At 65.1% G+C, this 18,464-nt stretch carries 18 protein-coding genes; 1 reads left to right on the forward strand and 17 read right to left on the reverse strand.

Translation table 11 applies throughout. The features are described from left to right. Positions 1 to 66: 66 nt before the first annotated feature. The 11 genes from cysM to cmk form a co-directional block, all read right to left on the reverse strand. On the reverse strand, positions 67 to 969 hold the full coding sequence (gene cysM, locus AC24R4_RS12955; RefSeq protein ID WP_092594854.1) for a cysteine synthase CysM: 903 nt from the start codon (positions 967 to 969) through the stop codon (positions 67 to 69). A gap of 94 nt (positions 970 to 1,063) precedes the next feature. After that, complete coding sequence (locus tag AC24R4_RS12960; RefSeq protein ID WP_400393259.1) at positions 1,064 to 2,389, reverse strand: solute carrier family 23 protein; 1,326 nt, start codon at positions 2,387 to 2,389, stop codon at positions 1,064 to 1,066. A 221-nt stretch (positions 2,390 to 2,610) separates the two neighbouring features. Beyond that, positions 2,611 to 3,060 (reverse strand): ComEA family DNA-binding protein, encoded by a 450-nt coding sequence (locus tag AC24R4_RS12965; RefSeq protein ID WP_487523210.1) that lies wholly within the window; start codon positions 3,058 to 3,060, stop codon positions 2,611 to 2,613. Between the two features lie 227 nt (positions 3,061 to 3,287). Further along, positions 3,288 to 4,280, reverse strand: coding sequence for an ADP-glyceromanno-heptose 6-epimerase (rfaD, locus tag AC24R4_RS12970; protein WP_400391716.1), 993 nt, complete (start codon positions 4,278 to 4,280; stop codon positions 3,288 to 3,290). A 26-nt stretch (positions 4,281 to 4,306) separates the two neighbouring features. Further along, on the reverse strand, positions 4,307 to 5,251 hold the full coding sequence (gene rfaE1, locus AC24R4_RS12975; protein WP_400391713.1) for a D-glycero-beta-D-manno-heptose-7-phosphate kinase: 945 nt from the start codon (positions 5,249 to 5,251) through the stop codon (positions 4,307 to 4,309). A gap of 70 nt (positions 5,252 to 5,321) precedes the next feature. Beyond that, complete coding sequence (locus AC24R4_RS12980; RefSeq protein ID WP_400391710.1) at positions 5,322 to 6,695, reverse strand: UDP-glucose dehydrogenase family protein; 1,374 nt, start codon at positions 6,693 to 6,695, stop codon at positions 5,322 to 5,324. A 39-nt stretch (positions 6,696 to 6,734) separates the two neighbouring features. Continuing rightward, positions 6,735 to 7,967: a lipopolysaccharide assembly protein LapB gene (lapB, locus tag AC24R4_RS12985; protein ID WP_400391707.1), complete on the reverse strand. Its 1,233-nt coding sequence runs from the start codon at positions 7,965 to 7,967 to the stop codon at positions 6,735 to 6,737. A 3-nt stretch (positions 7,968 to 7,970) separates the two neighbouring features. Further along, positions 7,971 to 8,294 (reverse strand): LapA family protein, encoded by a 324-nt coding sequence (locus AC24R4_RS12990; RefSeq protein WP_153946793.1) that lies wholly within the window; start codon positions 8,292 to 8,294, stop codon positions 7,971 to 7,973. A gap of 226 nt (positions 8,295 to 8,520) precedes the next feature. Further along, positions 8,521 to 8,934, reverse strand: coding sequence for an integration host factor subunit beta (locus tag AC24R4_RS12995; protein ID WP_400391704.1), 414 nt, complete (start codon positions 8,932 to 8,934; stop codon positions 8,521 to 8,523). A 30-nt stretch (positions 8,935 to 8,964) separates the two neighbouring features. Continuing rightward, on the reverse strand, positions 8,965 to 10,659 hold the full coding sequence (rpsA, locus tag AC24R4_RS13000) for a 30S ribosomal protein S1 (protein ID WP_092594869.1): 1,695 nt from the start codon (positions 10,657 to 10,659) through the stop codon (positions 8,965 to 8,967). A 143-nt stretch (positions 10,660 to 10,802) separates the two neighbouring features. Continuing rightward, positions 10,803 to 11,462, reverse strand: a complete 660-nt coding sequence (gene cmk, locus AC24R4_RS13005) for a (d)CMP kinase (protein ID WP_400391700.1) — start codon at positions 11,460 to 11,462, stop codon at positions 10,803 to 10,805. Positions 11,463 to 11,610: 148 nt separating this feature from the next. Here cmk and AC24R4_RS13010 point away from each other — a divergent pair, with 148 nt between their 5' ends. Then, a complete protein-coding gene (locus AC24R4_RS13010) occupies positions 11,611 to 11,847 on the forward strand; it encodes a DUF2061 domain-containing protein (protein WP_400391697.1) in 237 nt (78 codons plus the stop codon). Positions 11,848 to 11,874: 27 nt separating this feature from the next. Here AC24R4_RS13010 and aroA read toward each other — a convergent pair whose 3' ends face one another. From aroA to AC24R4_RS13040, 6 genes are all read right to left on the reverse strand, one after another. Further along, positions 11,875 to 13,185, reverse strand: coding sequence for a 3-phosphoshikimate 1-carboxyvinyltransferase (gene aroA, locus AC24R4_RS13015; RefSeq protein ID WP_400391694.1), 1,311 nt, complete (start codon positions 13,183 to 13,185; stop codon positions 11,875 to 11,877). Between the two features lie 44 nt (positions 13,186 to 13,229). Further along, entirely contained in the window at positions 13,230 to 14,129 is a 900-nt protein-coding gene (locus AC24R4_RS13020; RefSeq protein ID WP_400391692.1) for a prephenate dehydrogenase, read from the reverse strand. A 20-nt stretch (positions 14,130 to 14,149) separates the two neighbouring features. Next, positions 14,150 to 15,298 (reverse strand): histidinol-phosphate transaminase, encoded by a 1,149-nt coding sequence (gene hisC, locus AC24R4_RS13025; RefSeq protein WP_400391690.1) that lies wholly within the window; start codon positions 15,296 to 15,298, stop codon positions 14,150 to 14,152. Between the two features lie 18 nt (positions 15,299 to 15,316). Next, on the reverse strand, positions 15,317 to 16,462 hold the full coding sequence (gene pheA, locus AC24R4_RS13030) for a prephenate dehydratase (RefSeq protein ID WP_400391687.1): 1,146 nt from the start codon (positions 16,460 to 16,462) through the stop codon (positions 15,317 to 15,319). Between the two features lie 91 nt (positions 16,463 to 16,553). Continuing rightward, on the reverse strand, positions 16,554 to 17,717 hold the full coding sequence (gene serC / locus AC24R4_RS13035) for a 3-phosphoserine/phosphohydroxythreonine transaminase (protein WP_400391686.1): 1,164 nt from the start codon (positions 17,715 to 17,717) through the stop codon (positions 16,554 to 16,556). Between the two features lie 146 nt (positions 17,718 to 17,863). Further along, positions 17,864 to 18,430, reverse strand: a complete 567-nt coding sequence (locus AC24R4_RS13040; RefSeq protein ID WP_400391684.1) for a DUF2059 domain-containing protein — start codon at positions 18,428 to 18,430, stop codon at positions 17,864 to 17,866. Positions 18,431 to 18,464: the final 34 nt, after the last annotated feature.

Here is an 18,464-nt window from a genome sequence, read left to right on the forward strand (position 1 = left end):
AGCCCCGCGGCGATGCCGGCGGGGCTTTTTGTTGGGCGGCGAGTGCCTGAGGCTCGGGTACCGCAATCAGGCCGGGAAGACCCCCGTCGACAGGTAGCGGTCGCCACGATCGCATACCACGAAAACGATCGTCGCATTCTCCACTTCCTCGGCAATGCGCAGCGCCACGCACAGGGCGCCAGCGGCCGAGATGCCGCAGAAAATGCCTTCCTCGCGCGCCATCCGGCGTGCCATGTGTTCCGCATCGGCCTGCGTGACAGGCTCCTGGCGATCAATGAACTTCGGATCGTAGATCTTCGGCAGATACGCTTCGGGCCACTTGCGAATACCCGGAATGCGCGACCCTTCGGCGGGCTGGGCACCGATGATCTGGATGGCGGGGTTCTTTTCCTTGAGGAAGCGCGAAACGCCGGTGATGGTGCCGGTCGTGCCCATTGCCGAGACGAAGTGGGTAATACGACCCTCGGTGTCCTGCCAGAGCTCCGGTCCCGTGGACTCGTAGTGTGCCAGCGGATTGTCCGGGTTGGCGAACTGGTCCAGGATCACGCCCTTGCCCTCGCGCTCCATGGCATCGGCCAGGTCGCGCGCATACTCCATGCCGCCCTTGACCGGGGTCAGGATGATTTCCGCGCCATAGGCCGCCATGCTCTGGCGACGCTCCAGGCTCAGGTCCTCGGGCATGATCAGCACCATGCGATAGCCACGGATGGCGGCCGCCATGGCCAGTGCGATGCCCGTGTTACCCGACGTGGCTTCGATCAGCGTGTCGCCAGGCTTGATGCGGCCACGCTCTTCCGCGCGGCGGATCATCGACAGCGCCGGGCGGTCCTTGACCGAGCCGGCCGGGTTGTTACCCTCGAGCTTGCCAAGGATCACGTTGCCGCGCGCTTCGATGGCAGCGCCGGGAATACGCTGCAGTCGTACCAGCGGCGTGTTGCCGATGGTGTCTTCAATCGTTTTGTAGGCCATGGTGCGGGGAGGTCGGTTTTCGTCGGCCATTGTAATGCACCAACCTTACCCGCACCGGCGGCCGGGCCATTCCGCCCCGGGCCGGCGCGCCGGATCAGTGCGTCAGGCCCTGGTCTTCCGGATGACGGCTGCCGAGCAGGTGGTACAGCAGGATCGCGCCGAACGTGGCCGTCCCGATGCCGCCCAGCGTCATGCCGCCGAATTTCAGCGTCAGGTCGCCAGCGGCCACGGTCAGCGTCGCACCGACCGTGATCAGGTTGCGCGAGCTCGAAAAATCCACGTGGTTCTGCACCCAGATGCGCCCGGCCGTGGCCGAGATCAGGCCGAACACGACGATGGTCAGGCCCCCGATGACCGGGCCGGGAATCGTCAGGATCAGCGCGCCGAACTTGGGCGAGAAACCGAGCAGGATCGCCACCGCCGCGGCCACCACGAAGATCAGCGTCGAATAGATGCGGGTGACGGCCATCACGCCCATGTTTTCGGCGTACGTGGTCACGCCGGTGCCGCCACCGGACGCCGACAGCATCGTGGCCACGCCATCGCCGATGAATGCGCGGCCGATGTACGGATCGAGGTTGCGCCCCGTCATCACGCCAATGGCCTTGATATGGCCCAGGTTCTCGGCCACCAGCACGATGGCCACCGGCGCGATCAGCAGCATCGCGTTGGCCTGGAAGACCGGCGTGGTGAACGCCGGCATGCCGAACCAGCTGGCGGCGGCCACGCCGGAGAAGTCGATGGGATGGCCCATGCCCATCAGGTTGGTCGCCACGAAATACGCCAGGTAGCCCGCCAGGCCGCCAAGCAGCACCGGCAGGCGCCCCAGCATGCCGGGCGCCCGTACCGCGATCAGCCCCACGGCCAGCACCGTCAGCAGGCCCACCCAGGTATCGAGTGCCGCCCCGCTGACCGCCTTGACGGCCACCGGCGCCAGGTTCAGGCCGATGGCAGCGACGATGGCACCCGTCACCACCGGCGGCATCAGTTTTTCCACCCACGCATAGCCCACGGTCTGCACGATCAGTCCGATGATCGTGTACACGGCGCCCGCGGCGATGATGCCGCCCAGGGCGACCGGGATATTCGCGTTCGGGCCGCTACCGCTGTAGCCGGTCGCCGCGATCACCACCGCGATGAACGCGAAGCTCGATCCCAGGTAGCTGGGCACGCGGCCGCGCACGCACAGAAAGAACAGCAAGGTGCCGATGCCAGAGAACAGGATCGCGATATTGGGAGGAAAGCCCATCAGGATCGGGGCAATCGCCGTGGAGCCGAACATCGCCACCACGTGCTGGATGCCCGCGAGAATCGTCTGACCTGCCGGCAGGCGTTCGTCGGGAGCGATCACCCCCTCGGTCTTGAGCCGCCACTTCGGCAGGAAACTCCCGTCGTCAATGCTGTCCTGGCCATTCGCCATGTTGTTCTCTCCCTGTCAGCGGTACGGCTGCGTTGCCGGTTGAATGATCGGTATGGAAATCTCGGGTTGCGGGCCGGCGCCAGGCGTCGGCCCGCAACGGCGATGCGCATGATACCCCGCACCCCCGGTGGTGCAAATCGGGACCGCGGCGCGCATGCCACGCCAGCGAAGCACAACGCATACCAGCCCCGGGCTGTTGACCCGGGGCGCAAGCGCCGGCCTCAGCGCGCTGGCGTGGTCTTCGGCGCGGCCTGCGGCGCCGGCTTCGGCGCGGGCTTGCCATCCTTGCGGGCGCCCGCCGTGCCAGCGGACGGCTTGCCGAACGTCAGGCCCGCTTCCTGGAGATTGGCCGCCGATTTCGCTCCCACTCCCGGCACGCGGTCTGCAAGGTCAGCCGCGTTCTGGAACGCCCCGTTCTTGTCGCGCTCCGCCAGAATCCGCTTGGCCGTTGCCGGGCCAATACCCTTGATCGTGGTCAGCGCCACCTCGTCGGCGCTATTCACGTCGACCTCGGCGTGGGCCGGCCCCATGCCAGCCATGGCCAGCGTGAACGCAAGGGCCAGGCCGGCGCGCCGCCACGCGCGGTGCGCGCTTCGGGATGTGCTGGTCAGAAAGTTGCCGGTCCGGGCCGCCGGCGCATTCGCCTGGCCAGCGTCGTACGTCTTGTGCATCGATGAAACTCCTTTCCTTTCGGGTTGCTGTCCGCCGCCGGATGGCAACGGAAGCGGTCAGGATAGGAGTCCGATTGGACGTCAGAAATGGCTGGACACATGAGTTCACAATATCCGCGCGTTTGTGTGTCCAAGCGCAATATTGGTGATGTACTGCCGGACTTCTACGAGTCCGGCCAGGTTGGACCGTGGCGCGGGCGCGACACGGCCATGCGCGGCCGCGCGCTTCAGCTACGGTCGAGCAGCCACTTGCAGTAGCGGCTCACGCCTTCCTGCACCGTCAGGAACGGCGCCTCGTAGCCGGCCGCGCGCAGGCGCGACACGTCGGACTGCGTGAAGCACTGGTACTTGCCGCGCAACGCATCGGGAAACTTCACGTATTCGACCAGCCCTTCCTGCACCATGTCATCCAGCGACAGGGGCGGCTTGTCCTCGGACTCGCGCAACGCATTCACCACCGACACCGCAATATCGTTAAACGGCTGCGAGCGGCCGGTGCCAAGGTTGAAGATGCCGGACTTTTCCGGATGATCCAGGAAGTACAGGTTGACCTTGACCACGTCTTCCACCGACACGAAGTCGCGGCTTTGGGTGCCCGGCGCGTAGCCGTTGTACTCGCCGAACAGCTTGACCGAGCCTTCGGCGCGGAACTGGTTGAAATGGTGGAACGCCACCGACGCCATGCGGCCCTTGTGGAATTCGCGCGGGCCGTAGACGTTGAAGTAGCGGAAGCCGACGATCTGCGAATGCGCGGACGGCAGCCGGCGGCGCACCACCTGGTCGAACAGGAATTTCGAATAGCCGTAGACGTTCAACGGCTTTTCGTACTCGCGATCCTCGCGGAACATCGTAGAAGCGCCATAAGTGGCGGCCGACGACGCATAGAGGAACTGGGTGCCCTGCTCCAGGCAGGCTTCCATCAGCGCCAGCGTGTAGCGGTAGTTGTTCTCCATCATGTAGCGGCCGTCCGTTTCCATGGTGTCGGAGCAGGCGCCCTCATGGAATACCGCGCGCACATGGCCGAAATCGCCGCGCTTGAAACGCTCGACGAATTCGGCCTTGTCCAGGTAGTCGGCAATCTCGCAGTCCACGAGATTGTTGAATTTCTCGGCTCGCGTCAGGTTGTCGACCGCGACGATATGCGATTCGCCGCGTTCGTTCAGGCCCTTGACGATGTTGCTGCCGATAAAGCCGGCAGCGCCGGTCACGATGATGGTCATGGCGGATTCAGGCTGGCAGGCGCGCCTCAGGCAGCGCCAAACAATTCGGGATAAGTGACAACGGCGGTACCCAGCTTGCCGACGACGATGCTGCCGGCGCGGTTGGCATGCTGCACGGCTTCCTTGAGCGGCACACCGGCGCCCAGCATGGTGGCCAGCGTGGCAATTACCGTGTCGCCGGCCCCCGATACATCATAGACTTCGCGCGCCTGGGCCGAGACATGCAGCACTTCGGCCTCGGTATAGAGCGTCATGCCCTCTTCCGAGCGCGTCAGCAGCAACGCTTCGAGCTGAAGCGCGCGGCGCAGGTTCTGGGCGCGGATGGTCAGGTCGGCCTCGGTCTTCCAGGCGCCCACCACGGCGCGCATTTCGGCGCGGTTCGGGGTGATCAGCGTGGCGCCGCGGTAGCGCGAGTAATCGTCGCCCTTGGGGTCGATCAGCACGGTGCGGCCGGCCGCGCGGCCCGCGTCGACCATGCGGCCGACATGGGTCAGGCCGCCCTTGCCGTAGTCCGACAGCACCAGCACCTGGTAGTCGTTGACCAGGGTCTGGTAGCGGTCCTGTACCGAAGCCAGCACTTCGCTGGCCGGCGCGTTCTCGAAATCCACCCGCAACAGCTGCTGCTGGTGGGCCACCACACGCAGCTTGATGGTGGTGTTCAGGCTGGCGTCGCGATGCAGGTACGGCTGGACGTGGCTTTCGTTGAGCAGCGCCTCCAGCGTGCGGCCGGGCTCGTCGTCGCCCACCACGCCAAGCATGCCCACGCGGGCGCCCAGCGCGGCGGCGTTGCGGGCCACGTTGGCGGCGCCGCCCAGGCGCTCGTCGCTGCGCTTGATCTGCACCACGGGCACGGGCGCTTCCGGCGAGATGCGCTCCACATCGCCGAACCAGTAGCGGTCCAGCATCATGTCGCCCACCACCAGCACCTGAGACTGGCGGATCTGGTCCTGCGGAATCGTGTTCTTGCTCATGAACTTCCCTTTGCGACACGCCGTGCCGGGACGGTGCGGCGGGTCGGTCTGGTTACGCGGTTGAAACGAATCAGTGCGCGGCGGTGGAGCGCCCGATCGCGTGATACTCGATGCCGGCCTGCGCCATGGCATCCGGTTCATAGAGGTTGCGGCCGTCGATGATGACCGGCGTCCTGAGCAACGCGCGGATCTGCGTGAAATCGGGGCTGCGGAACACCTTCCACTCCGTCACGATCACCAGCGCATCGGCGTCCTTCAGCACGTCCATCTGGGCGTCGCAGAATTGCACGCGATCCATGCCGCCGGGGATGTCGGCCAGGTCGGTCTCCAGCACGCGGCGGGCCTCGTGCATCGCCACGGGGTCGTGCACGCGCAGCGACGCGCCGCGCGATACCAGTTCACGGGCCAGCACGCGGGCCGGCGCCTCGCGCATGTCGTCGGTATTGGGCTTGAACGCCAGGCCCCAGACGCCGAACGTCTTGCCGGTCAGATCCTCGCCAAAGCGATTGACCACCCTGCGGCCCAGCACCTGCTTCTGTGCATCGTTGACGGCCTCCACGGCCTCCAGCACCCGCATCGGCTTGCCGTAGGCGCTGGCCGTGCGCATCAGCGCCTGCACATCCTTGGGAAAACAGGAGCCACCGTAGCCGGCGCCCGCATACAGGAAGCTGTAGCCGATGCGGGGGTCCGAGCCGATGCCCATCCGCACCAGTTCGATGTCGGCGCCCACTTCGTCGGCCAGGTTGGCCAGTTCGTTCATGAACGAGATACGCGTGGCCAGCATCGAATTGGCCGCGTACTTGGTGAACTCGGCAGAACGCACGTCCATATAGAACGTGCGCTCGTGGTTGCGGTTGAACGGCGAGTACAGCTGACGCATGATGGCCTGCGCGTGGCGGCCGGCGACGTCGGGCGCGCAGCCCAGCACGATGCGGTCCGGACGCATGAAGTCTTCCACGGCCGCGCCTTCCTTCAGGAACTCGGGGTTGGACACCACCGAGTACTGCAGGTCTTCCAGCCCGCGCGCCGTCAGTTCCTCGCGGATCACGGCGGCCACGCGGTCGCCGGTGCCCACGGGCACGGTCGACTTGTCCACCACCACCTTGAAACCGGTCATATGGCGGCCGATGTTGCGTGCGGCGGCCAGCACGTATTGCAGGTCGGCCGAGCCGTCCTCGTCAGGCGGGGTGCCCACGGCGATGAACTGGACATCGGCATGCTCGACGCTGGCGGCGACATCGGTGGAAAACGTCAGCCGGCCCGCCGCGCGGTTGCGGTCGATCAATTCCTTCAGGCCCGGTTCGTAGATGGGCACGCCACCGGCGTTCAGCAGGGCGATCTTCTTTTCGTCGACATCGAGGCAGAACACGGAATTGCCGAGTTCGGCCAGACAGGCACCGGTCACCAGGCCAACATAGCCGCTGCCGATAATCGTAACTTTCATTGCGGAAGCTCCAGGGAATTCAGGGTCGCTTGAGATGGATTAGCCAAGCGCTTCGGAGCGGCGCGGCGCATAGGTCTCCCAGCGGTTGCAGCCGGGGCACTGCCAGTAGAAGAGCCGGGCGCGGAAGCCGCATTCGCGGCAGGTATAGCGCGCCAGGTTACGGGTGCGAAGTTGCAGCAGGTCGCGGATCGCCTCGATTTCCTTCGTCTGGTCGTCCGGATCGGCGTCTGCGTCCGCGCCATCGGCCGGCGCCTCGCCATTGGCGCCGACAGGCTGCTGCGCCTTGGTCTCGGCCGCCTGCGCCTCGAAATACCGGGTCAGGGCCAGCAGCGTCGGCTGGCGGCGCAACTGGTCGCGCATCAGCGCGGTGGCAGCCACCGGGCCGTTCGCTTCGAGTTCGGTGCGATAGGCGGTATCGAGCAGTTCCGGCGCCAGCTTGGTCTTGAGCAGGTCGCGCAGCCACTGCAGGGCCTTGCCCTGCTCGCCCAGCGTCGCGTAGGCCTTGACCACCCGGTCGGCCACCAGCGGCAGATAGGCCGCATCCTGGCTTTCGATGCCGAGCCAGTGCTCCAGCGCGCCGGTCTGGTCGCCGGCCGCGGCGGCCACGTCGCCCAGCAGGATCGGCGCACGGACGTTGGCCGGATTTTCCTCGCGGGCACGACGTAGCCATTCGACGGCTTCTTCGGGTTTCTTCTTCTGCAGCGCGTCCTGCGCCAGTTCACAGCAGAACTGGGCAATCTGCACGCGGTAGTCCTTCTGGTCCAGCGTCTGCAGTTCGCGTGCGGCGTCGATGGCCTTCGACCATTCCTTCTCGACTTCGTACAGTTCCAGCAGCACGCGCTTGGCCGATGCCGCGTACGGGCCCGACATCAGCCGGCGCAGCGACTCCTCGGCACGGTCCAGCAGGCCGGCGCGCAGGAAGTCCTGCCCCAGTTCATAGAGTGCGTGCTCACGTTCGGGCTCGGGAAGGTCTGGCCGGGTGGCCAGGTTCTGATGCACGCGGATCGCGCGTTCGGTCTCGCCGCGTCGGCGGAACAGCGCGCCCAGCGCAAAGTGCAGCTCGGTGGTCTCGGGGTCGAGACGCGCCACCTCGACAAAGGCGTCGATGGCCTTGTCGGGTTGCTCGTTGAGCAGGAAATTGAGGCCCTTGAAATACGAACGCGGCAACGCGCCCTGTTCGCTCATCAGCTGGCGCAGGTCGAAGCGCGCAGCCATCCAGCCAAGGCCAAATACAAGTGGCAGCGCCAGCAGCCACCAGGTTTCAAACATCATGGGTCAGACTTTCGGACCGACTACGTTATAAGGTACGCCCGGCTTGGCCTCGGGCGGCACGACATCCACCGCCGGCGTGGCCCGCACCGCGCCCAGGGCACGGCGCAGGCGCGACGCTTCCATGCGCTGGCGCATCAGCCCCGGCGCCACGGCAGCCAAAGCGGCCACGATGCCCAGCCCGAACGCCGCCAGCAGGATCAGGATCAGCGGGGCATGCCAGACTGCACCGAAGAACAGCTGCAGGTCGGCATCGCCGGTATTGCGCAGTGCCAGCACGAACAGCAGCACGAACAGGACGATGCGGAAGATCCAGGTGATGAGTTTCATGCGGTGAATGCCATCGGATCAGGGGTGCACAACCGGTCACGCAACAGCGATCCGGCGCACCCGGCCAAGGATTCCCGGCATTGTAGCGGAATCACTTCTCGCAAACGGTAACGATTGGTCGCCGGGCGCGCCGCCCACCGCGGGAGGCGGCCTGTCATCCGCGCGCAAACAAAAAACGCCCCCGAAGGGGCGTTTTCCACAAACTTGCCAGTATGGCGAGCATGCATCAGGAACGGACCAGATTGAGCTGGTTGTCCTCGTGCAGGCCGGCCGGAGCCGTTTGCGACGGGGCCAGCGACTGCCCTGCCTTGCCGTGCGGCGCCTGACCGTTGACGGTCGCGACGCCACCCTGTGGCGATACAGGGCGGTCTACCCGCTCCCGCAACTCCTTGCCCGCCTTGAAATGCGGCACCCGTTTTTCGGGCACCAGCACGCGTTCGCCGGACTTGGGGTTGCGGCCCACGCGAGGCGGCCGCCGGTTCAGACCAAAGCTGCCGAAGCCACGGATCTCGATGCGATGGCCATCGGCCAGGGCTTCGGACATCGCGTCGAGAATCGTTTTCACCGAGATGTCCGCATCCCGCAGCAGCAACTGCGGAAAACGGGCAGCCAGTTTTTCGACGAGCTCGGACTTGGTCATGGGCGGTCTCGCTTCGCGCGGCGCTCTAAATTACTGGTTTTCCTGGCCCAGCTTGGCCTTCAGCAGCGCGCCCAGGTTGGTCGTGCCAGCCGTGCCGGTGTCAGCCTGGAACTTCTGCATCGCTTCCTGCTGCTCTGCGCTGTCCTTGGCCTTGATCGACAGGTTGATGTTGCGCGACTTGCGGTCGACGTTCACCACCAGGGCGGTGATCTGCTCGCCTTCCTTCAGCACGTTGCGGGCATCTTCCACGCGGTCAGCGGAGATTTCCGATGCGCGCAGGTAGCCTTCGACGTCATCAGCCAGTTGCACCACGGCGCCCTTGGCATCCACAGCCTTGATCGTGCCATTGACGAGCGAACCCTTGTCGTTGGCCGAGATGAAGTTGTTGAACGGATCGCCCGACAGCTGCTTGATACCCAGCGAGATGCGTTCCTTGTCGACGTCGATGCCCAGGACGACAGCTTCCACTTCGTCGCCCTTCTTGTACTTGCGCACGGCTTCTTCGCCCGACTCTTGCCACGACAGGTCCGACAGGTGCACCAGGCCGTCGATGCCGCCCGGCAGACCGATGAACACGCCGAAGTCGGTGATCGACTTGATCTGGCCGGTCAGCTTGTCGCCCTTCTTGTGGTTGCGGCTGAAATCGTCCCACGGATTGGCCTTGCACTGCTTCATGCCCAGGCTGATACGACGCTTGTCTTCGTCGATATCCAGAACCATGACTTCGACTTCGTCGCCCAGCTGGACAACCTTCGACGGGGCCACGTTCTTGTTGGTCCAGTCCATTTCCGACACGTGGACCAGGCCTTCGATACCGGCTTCGATTTCCACGAATGCGCCGTAGTCGGTCAGGTTCGTCACCTTGCCGAACAGACGCGTGCCTTGCGGGTAGCGGCGCGAGATGCCCACCCACGGATCTTCGCCCAGTTGCTTCACGCCCAGCGAGACGCGGTTCTTTTCCTGGTCGAACTTGAGGATCTTGGCGGTGATTTCCTGGCCAACCGACAGCACTTCGCTCGGGTGACGCACACGACGCCATGCCAGGTCGGTGATGTGCAGCAGGCCGTCGATACCACCCAGGTCCACGAACGCGCCGTAGTCGGTGATGTTCTTGACGATACCGTTGACGATCGCGCCTTCCTTCAGCGTTTCCATCAGCTTCTGGCGCTCTTCGCCCAGCGTGGCTTCCACCACGGCACGGCGCGACAGCACGACGTTGTTACGCTTGCGGTCGAGCTTGATGACCTTGAATTCGAGGGTCTTGCCTTCGTACGGCGTGGTGTCCTTGATCGGACGCACGTCGACGAGCGAACCGGGCAGGAAGGCACGGATGCCGTTGACCATGACGGTCAGGCCGCCCTTGACCTTGCCGGTCACGGTACCCGAGATGATCTCGCCGTCTTCCAGCGCCTTCTCGAGGTTCAGCCACGATGCCAGGCGCTTGGCCTTGTCGCGGGACAGGATGGTGTCGCCATAGCCGTTCTCGAGCGCATCGATGGCCACGGAGACATAGTCGCCGGCCTGCACTTCGAGCTCGCCCTGGTCGTTCAGGAACTCCTCCACCGGCACAAATGCTTCGGACTTGAGCCCGGCGTTGACGACCACGAAATTGTGGTCGATGCGCACGACTTCAGCGGAAATCACTTCGCCAGCCTTCATATTGGAGCGGGCGATCGATTCCTCGAACAGTGCGGCAAAGGATTCGTTAGTTTGCAGGTCGGACATAAACGTAAAGTAGCAATCCGCAGTACGTAGGCCGGCACGCGTATCGTGCACAGTCTGCCTTACGCAGCGGGGTCAGGTTGAACAACCTGTACCGGACGGGTTGGGTTCCGATACAGGCCCGGTTCGGCGCCTCCTGGTTTTACTCACCGCACCGCGGCGAACCACTCCAGCACCTGCGCCACCGCCTCGTCCACCGTCATTTCGGAGGTGTCCAGGCGTTGCGCGTCTTCCGCGGGACGCAACGGTGCGGCGGCACGGGAACGGTCCCGCGCGTCGCGCGCCTCGAGGTCACGCAAAAGGTCTTCGATATTAGCAGAAATTCCCTTATCAATCAATTGTTTATAGCGCCTGCGGGCGCGCGCCTCGACACTCGCGGTCAGGAACACCTTGAGGCGGGCCTCCGGGAAGATCACCGTGCCCATGTCGCGGCCGTCCGCCACGAGGCCCGGCAGCTTGCGAAAGCCGCGCTGAAGTGCGGTCAGCGCATCACGCACGGGCTGATGGACGGCCAGCGCCGACGCCCGGTTGCCGATCGCCTCCTGGCGAATCAGCTGGCTGACCTCTTCGCCTTCGAGCCAGACCCGGTCGGGGCCGAACTTCACATCGAGGCGCAAGGCGATCTTTGCAAGGGTATCGACGTCGCCGATGTCCACGTCGGCACGGTCGCTGGCCAGCGCCACCAGCCGATACAGCGCGCCGCTGTCCAGCAGATGGAAGCTCAGGGCATCTGCCACCTTGTGGGCCACCGTTCCCTTGCCGGAAGCGGTTGGCCCATCTATGGTGATGACGTCAATGATAGTCATTCTTAATTGGTTAGCTTGAAACTATTGATTTTCGACTTTGATTGAGAGTCGTTATCATTTGATCCATGGTTGCGCGGCTGCAGCGTTCCCGTTCCCTACAAAAGGCGCTGCGCGACCATCCCGACATTTTTCGAGCGAGCAATCCACCATGGCCAAAACCCTGACCTTCGGCATCATGCACCTGGGCATCGCCTTCAGCGTGACCTACGCACTGACCGGCAGCCTGGCCATCAGCGGCGCCATCACCTTCATCGAACCGGCCGTCAACACGGTCGCCCACTATTTCTTCGACAAGTACTGGGAGCGCCGTGAACGTCGCGGAAATCCCGCAAGGGCCGAAGCCAGCCATGAAGCGCTGGCGGCGCCCCACCTGGCCGCCGCCTGAACACTGCTATTGAACCGGAGTGGCCGCTTACCGCGCCACCCCGGCAAACACCGAGAAATACTCCGGGAACGTCTTCGCCACGCAGCCCGGATCGTTGATCCGCACCGGCAGCGGCCCAAAAGCGGCCAACGAGAAACACATTGCCATCCGGTGATCATCATAGGTGCCAATGCCGTCGGCCGGGGTCTGCCACGCGTTTGATGCCGGAGGCGTCACTTTCAGGTAGTCGGCGCCCTCTTCCACCGTGGCGCCCAGTTTGCGCAGTTCCGCCGCCATGGCCGAAATACGATCGGTTTCCTTGACGCGCCAGCTGGCGATATTGGTCAGCGTGGTCGAGCCTTCGGCGAACAGTGCCGCCACGGCCAGCGTCATCGCGGCGTCGGGAATATGGTTGCAGTCGAGTTCGATGCCATTGAGCCGGCCGTCGTCGCGCTCGGTGCCGCGTACCTCGATCCAGTTGTCGCCAGCCATCACGTTGGCGCCCATCCGGTTCAGCGCATCGGCAAAGCGCACATCGCCCTGGATGCTCGACAAACCCACACCTTCGACCCGCACCGGACCGCCGCCAATCGCGCCGGCGGCCAGGAAATACGAGGCGGTCGAGGCATCGCCCTCGACGTAGATCTCGCCCGGCGAGCGGTACTGGGCGCCGGCCGGCAGGATGAAACGTTCCCAGCCCTGCCGCTCGACCTCGATGCCAAAGCGCGCCAGCAGGTTCAGCGTGATCTCGATGTACGGCTTCGAGATCAGCTCACCCACCACTTCGATCTCGATCCGCCCCGACGGCGCCGACGCCATCGGCAGCGTCATCAGCAGCGCGGTCAGAAACTGGCTCGACACATCGCCACGCACGCGGATCGGCGTATCGATGCGGATCTGCGCCGGCTTGATCTCCAGCGGCGGATAGCCGGGTGTGCCCAGGTATTCGATGGCGGCGCCAACCTGTCGCAGGCCGTCCACCAGATCGCCGATCGGCCGCTCGTGCATGCGCGCCACGCCGCTGAGCGTGTAGGCGCCGCCCTGCAGCGCCAGCGCCGCCGTCAGCGGACGAATCGCCGTACCGGCATTGCCCATGAACAGGTCGGCGGCCTTGTTCGGAAAATGGCCACCCACGCCGGTGACGATGCAGTCGCCGCCGTCACGGCGCCAGTTCACGCCCAGCACCTTCAGTGCCTCGAGCATGACCTGGGTGTCGTCGGAATCGAGCAGATCGCGAACGCGTGTCTCGCCGGTTGCCAGTGCGGACAGCAGCAGCACGCGGTTGGAGATGCTCTTCGAGCCGGGCAGGCGCACGGTGCCCGTTGCGCGGGTCAGCGGGCCGAGGGTCAGATGTTCCATGGTCTTTGCAGCGTCGGCCTGGCGCCCGGAAAGGCGCCACGGCATCAGGGTTCTACGTTATGGGTGGCGGCGCGCGCCGCGCCCCACTTCAGGCGCGTGTCGCTGGCGCGCGCGAAGATCCGCTCCAGCGCGGCACCGTCGCCCGCCTTGATCTGGGCCTTCAAGTGACCCAGCACGGCTTCGTACGTGTTGATCTCGCGCAGCAGCGCCTCCTTGTTGGCGATGCAGATGTCGCGCCACATCTCCGGCGACGACGCGGCGATGCGCGTGAAGTCGCGGAAGCCACCGCCCGCGAAATCGAGCTTCAGCGCCGCGTCCTCGGCATTGGCCACCTGCGCCACCAGCGCATACGACAGCACGTGCGGCAGATGGCTGACCGATGCGAACACGGCGTCATGCTGCACGGCCGACATCACGTGGACATCGGCACCCGTGGACTCCCACATGGCGCGCACCGCCGCCACATCGACGCGGCTGTTTTCCTGCAGCGGGCACATCACCACCTTCTTGCCCAGGTACAGGTCGTTCAGCGCGGCCTCCACACCATGCAGCTCGCGGCCGGCAATGGGGTGGGCGGGTACGAACTGCGCCACCTTGTCACCGAGCGCCGTCTTGGCGGCCATGATCACGTCGGACTTGGTGCTGCCGGCGTCCGTCACGATGGTGCCGGGCTGCAGATGCGGCTCCAGCGCATGGAGCAGCGCAAAGTTCTGCGCCACCGGCGCGCACAGCACGACCAGGCTGGCGCCGCGCGCGGCGTCGGCCAGCGATTCGGCGGCCTCGTCGATGACGCCCAGCATCTTCGCCTTTTCGAGCGACGCCGCCGACCGGCCCACCCCCACCACGGTGCCGACCACGCCGGCACGCTTGAGCGACAACGCCAGCGATCCGCCAATCAGGCCGACGCCGACAATCACAACACGGGAAAAATGCAGAGCACTCACGGCTTCAGATCGATTCGGTTTCACTTCAATGCCTGTTCGAGCGCCGCGATGCAGGCGGCGTTCTCCTCAGGCAGGCCAATCGTGATACGCAGCCACTGCGGCAGACCGTAGTTCGCCACCGGGCGCACGATCACGCCCTGCTTGAGCATGGCCAGGTTCACACGGGCGCCGGCACCGTCGTCCGTGCCCACGCGGACCATGACGAAGTTGCCCGACGACTTCACGTACTCCAGCCCCATGCGTTCGAAGGCCGCCACCAGCTGGGCCTTGCCGGCACGATTGAGCTCGGCGCTGCGCTGCAGGAATGCCGCATCGCCCAGCGCCGCCACGGCCGCGGCCTGCGCCAGGCTGTTGACGTTGAACGGCTGCCGCACGCGGTTCAGCAGGTCGGTCAGCGGCAGCTGGGCCACGCCATACCCGACCCGCAGTCCCGCCAGGCCGTAGGCCTTCGAGAACGTGCGCGACACCATCAGGTTCGGATACTTGCGCACCCAGGCAATCGATTCGTACTGCTGGTCGGCGTCCAGATATTCGTTGTACGCCTCGTCCAGCACCACCACCACGTGCGGCGGCACCTTGGCCAGGAACGCCTCGATCTCGGCGGCCGACACGAAGGTGCCGGTCGGGTTGTTCGGATTGGCGATAAACACGAGCTTCGTGTCCGGCGCAATCGCGGCGGCCATCGCGTCGAGGTCATGGCCGTACTGGCGCGACTTCACCTCGATGGCGCGCGCACCCACCTCCTGCGTGGCCAGCGCGTAGACCGCGAACGAGTATTCGGCGTAGACGATCGACTCGCCGGCGCGCACCAGCGCATGCGCGGCCAGCTCCAGAATGTCGTTGCTGCCGTTGCCCAGGGTCAGCCACTCGGCCGGGACATCGAATTTTTCCGAAAGCTTGGCCTTCAGTTCGAAGCCGTTGCTGTCCGGATAACGCCCCAGGTCTGCCGTGGCCGCCGCGATGGCGGTCCTGGCCGATGCCGGCATGCCGAGCGGATTCTCATTCGAGGCCAGCTTGACGATGCGTGCTTCGTCGAGCCCGAACTCGCGGGCGACTTCCGAAATTGGCTTTCCTGCGATGTACGGAGAAATCTTGCGGACGTAGGTCGGGCCGAAATAATCCGCCACATTGGCCGCCACATTCGCCGCCCCGCTTTCCTGCTGTGCCATGCGTGTCTCCTGCCTGCGTTATTTGCTCGACGGGTAGGACCCGAGCACCTTCAGGTACGCGGCGTTGGCGCGCAGCGCCTGGATCGCGCGTGCCACGGACGGGTCGTGCTGATGGCCTTCCACATCGACATAGAAGTAGTACTCCCACGCGCCGCTACGGGCCGGCCGCGACTCGAACCGGCACATCGACACGCCGTTGTCCGCCAGCGGCGCCAGCAGCTGGTACACGGCACCGGCCTTGTTCGGCACCGACAAGATCATCGATGTCTGGTCGCTGCCCGACGGCTCGGTCTCGTAGCGGCCGATCACGGCAAAGCGCGTGCGGTTGTGCGGATCGTCCTGGATGTTGGCCCGCACGATATGCAGGTGATAGCGGTTGGCGGCCGTTTCGCCGGCAATCGCCGCCACCGTGGGGTCCTCGCTGGCCATGCGCGCCGCCTCGGCATTGCTGGACACGGCCTGGCGCTCCAGATGCGGATAGTTGGCGGTCAGCCAGTGCTGGCACTGCGCCAGCGCCTGCGCATGCGCGCGCACCACGGTCACGCCCTTCATGTCGGGCGACGAAGCCATCAGGTTGTGATGGACCTTCAGCGCGATCTCGCCGCTGATCTTCAGCGACGTCTGCAGGAACAGGTCCAGCGTGCGCGACACGGCGCCCTCGGTCGAATTCTCGACCGGCACCACGCCGTATTCCACCGTGCCGGATTCCACCGACCGGAACACCTCGTCGATGCTCGGGCACGGCACGCCCGAGACCTCGTGGCCAAAGTGCGCGTACAGCGCCTGCTCGGAAAACGTGCCGGCCGGGCCCAGGAAGGCAATCTCCAGCGGCTTTTCCAGCCCGCGACAGGCGGACATGACCTCGCGCCAGATCGACGCCACGCTTTCGCCAAGCAGCGGGCCCGGATTGGCGCCCTGCACCTTGCGGATCACCTGCAGCTCGCGTTCGGGACGGAACACCGGCGCGCCGTACTTCTTCTTGACCTCGCCCACGTCGAGCGCCAGTTGCGCGCGACGGTTCAGCAGGGCCAGCAGTTCGCGGTCGACGGCGTCGATCTGGTCGCGCAGCGGCGCCAGGTCGGCGGACAGCGCCTGCTCCTGGGGGCTTGGTGCGGCATTGTCATTGCCGGAGGCGGCCACCCCCGGCTTGTCTTGCTGTGTCATAGGCCTGTGGGCCGCGCATCGCGCAGCCGCGAAAAGTCTGGGCTGATGCCGGGCCCTCGCGCTGCGGGGGCCGCGACAGAAAGCACCACCGTCAGGCGGCGGTGCGCTCGAACTCGCGCATGAATTCCACCAGCGCGGTCACACCTTCGAGTGGCATCGCGTTATAGATGCTGGCGCGCATGCCGCCCACGGACTTGTGGCCCTTGAGCTGTACCAGGCCATTCGCGCGCGCCTGGGTCAGGAACGCTTCGTTGCGCGATTCATCGCGCAGGAAGAACGGTACGTTCATGCGCGAGCGGCTGCCGGGATCGATTTCGTTACGGTAGTAGTCGCTTTGGTCCAGGAAGCTGTACAGCGCGCGCGCCTTGGCAATATTGCGCTGTTCGATCCCGGCCACGCCGCCCTGGGCCTTGAGCCACTGGAACACCAGCCCGGCGATGTAGATCGCATAGGTGGGCGGCGTGTTGTACATCGAGTCGTGCTCGGCCACCAGGCGCCAGTTGAACGCCGAAGGGCAAAGGGGATGCGCGAAACCGATCAGGTCTTCGCGCACGATGACGATCGTCACGCCGGCCGGGCCGATGTTCTTCTGCGCGCCGCCGTACACCACCTGCACGCGCGACCAGTCAATGGGGCGCGACAGGATATGGCTCGACGCGTCGGCCACGACGATGCGGCCCTTGTCATGCGTGCCGGTCTGGCCGATGTCGGGAATGTCCTGGAATTCCACGCCGACGATGGTCTCGTTCGTGCACAGGTGCACATAGGCGGCATCGTCCGACAGATTCCACGTTTTCACGTCGGGAATCTTGTGCCACTTCTGGTCCTTGCTGGACGCGGCGATATTCACCTCGCCATAGCGGCGCGCTTCCTGCTCGGTCTTGACCGACCACGTGCCGGTCACCACGAAGTCCGTCTTCGGCTTGGCGGCATTGACGCGATTGGCCAGGTTCAGCGGCACGATGCCGTTCTCGCCGATGGCGCCACCCTGCAGGAACAGAATCTTGAAGTTCTTCGGCACATGCAGCAGTTCGCGCAGATCCGTCAGCGCCTGCTGGTGGATGCTCTCGAATTCCTTGCTGCGGTGGCTCATCTCCATCACCGAAACGCCAGTTCCGCGCCATGACAGCATTTCCTCGGCGGCCTGCTGCAGGACTTCGGTCGGCAACGCGGCCGGGCCAGGCGAGAAATTGAAGACGCGCTCGGCCAGGGAACGTTGCAGGCCGGCGAGGGCGGGGTTCTGGGGATCGTTCATGGAGGGAGAAAAGAAAAATGGCTGCCGGATGGAACCAGGCAGCCATTATCGCCCAAAACCCGCGCCCCTTGGACACCCAGGGCATCCGGAGCGGGTCCGGACCTGCGACCTCCCCGGCCCGAGGGGCCCGGGAGGTCAGCCGTCGATCACTTCGAAGCGGCGGCGATTTCCTTCTCGGCGGCGTCGCGCATCGACTTGCCAACCTGCGGGCCGTACTTCTGCATCATCGAACCCCAGATTTCCTGGGTGGCCTTGCCCTGGTTGGCCATGAACTTCTGGCCCGTCGGCGACTTCAGGAACGTGGTCAGATCCTTGATTTCCTGCGTCGAGTAGTACTTGCCGAAGGCATCGTAGTGCGCCTTGATGGCGTCCTGACGGAAGCCGTCGGTGTTGAACGCCGTACCGGCGCCGTCGACCATGCGCTGCACGGCGCCGTTCTTCTTGAGCTTGTCGACAGCGGCCTGCTTCTGCTTGTCGTTCAACGTCTTGTTCTCGACAAGAACCTGCTCCAGCACCAGCGGCGCTTCCTGCTTGGCGCCCTGTTGCCAGTTGTCGGCCTGACCCTTGACAGCCTGGTCGGCCTGCATGACGGACAGCAGTTCCTTGATGGCCGCGGTCTTGTCCTTGTCTTCCTGAGCGTGCGCGCCTTGCGCCAGCATCATCATCGGAGCGAAAGCAGCCAGAACAGCGATACGTCGATAGGTTTTGAGCATTATGACTCCCTGGTAAATACGTCCGGATTAGTCC

The organism is Cupriavidus sp. CER-90 (assembly GCF_057652055.1).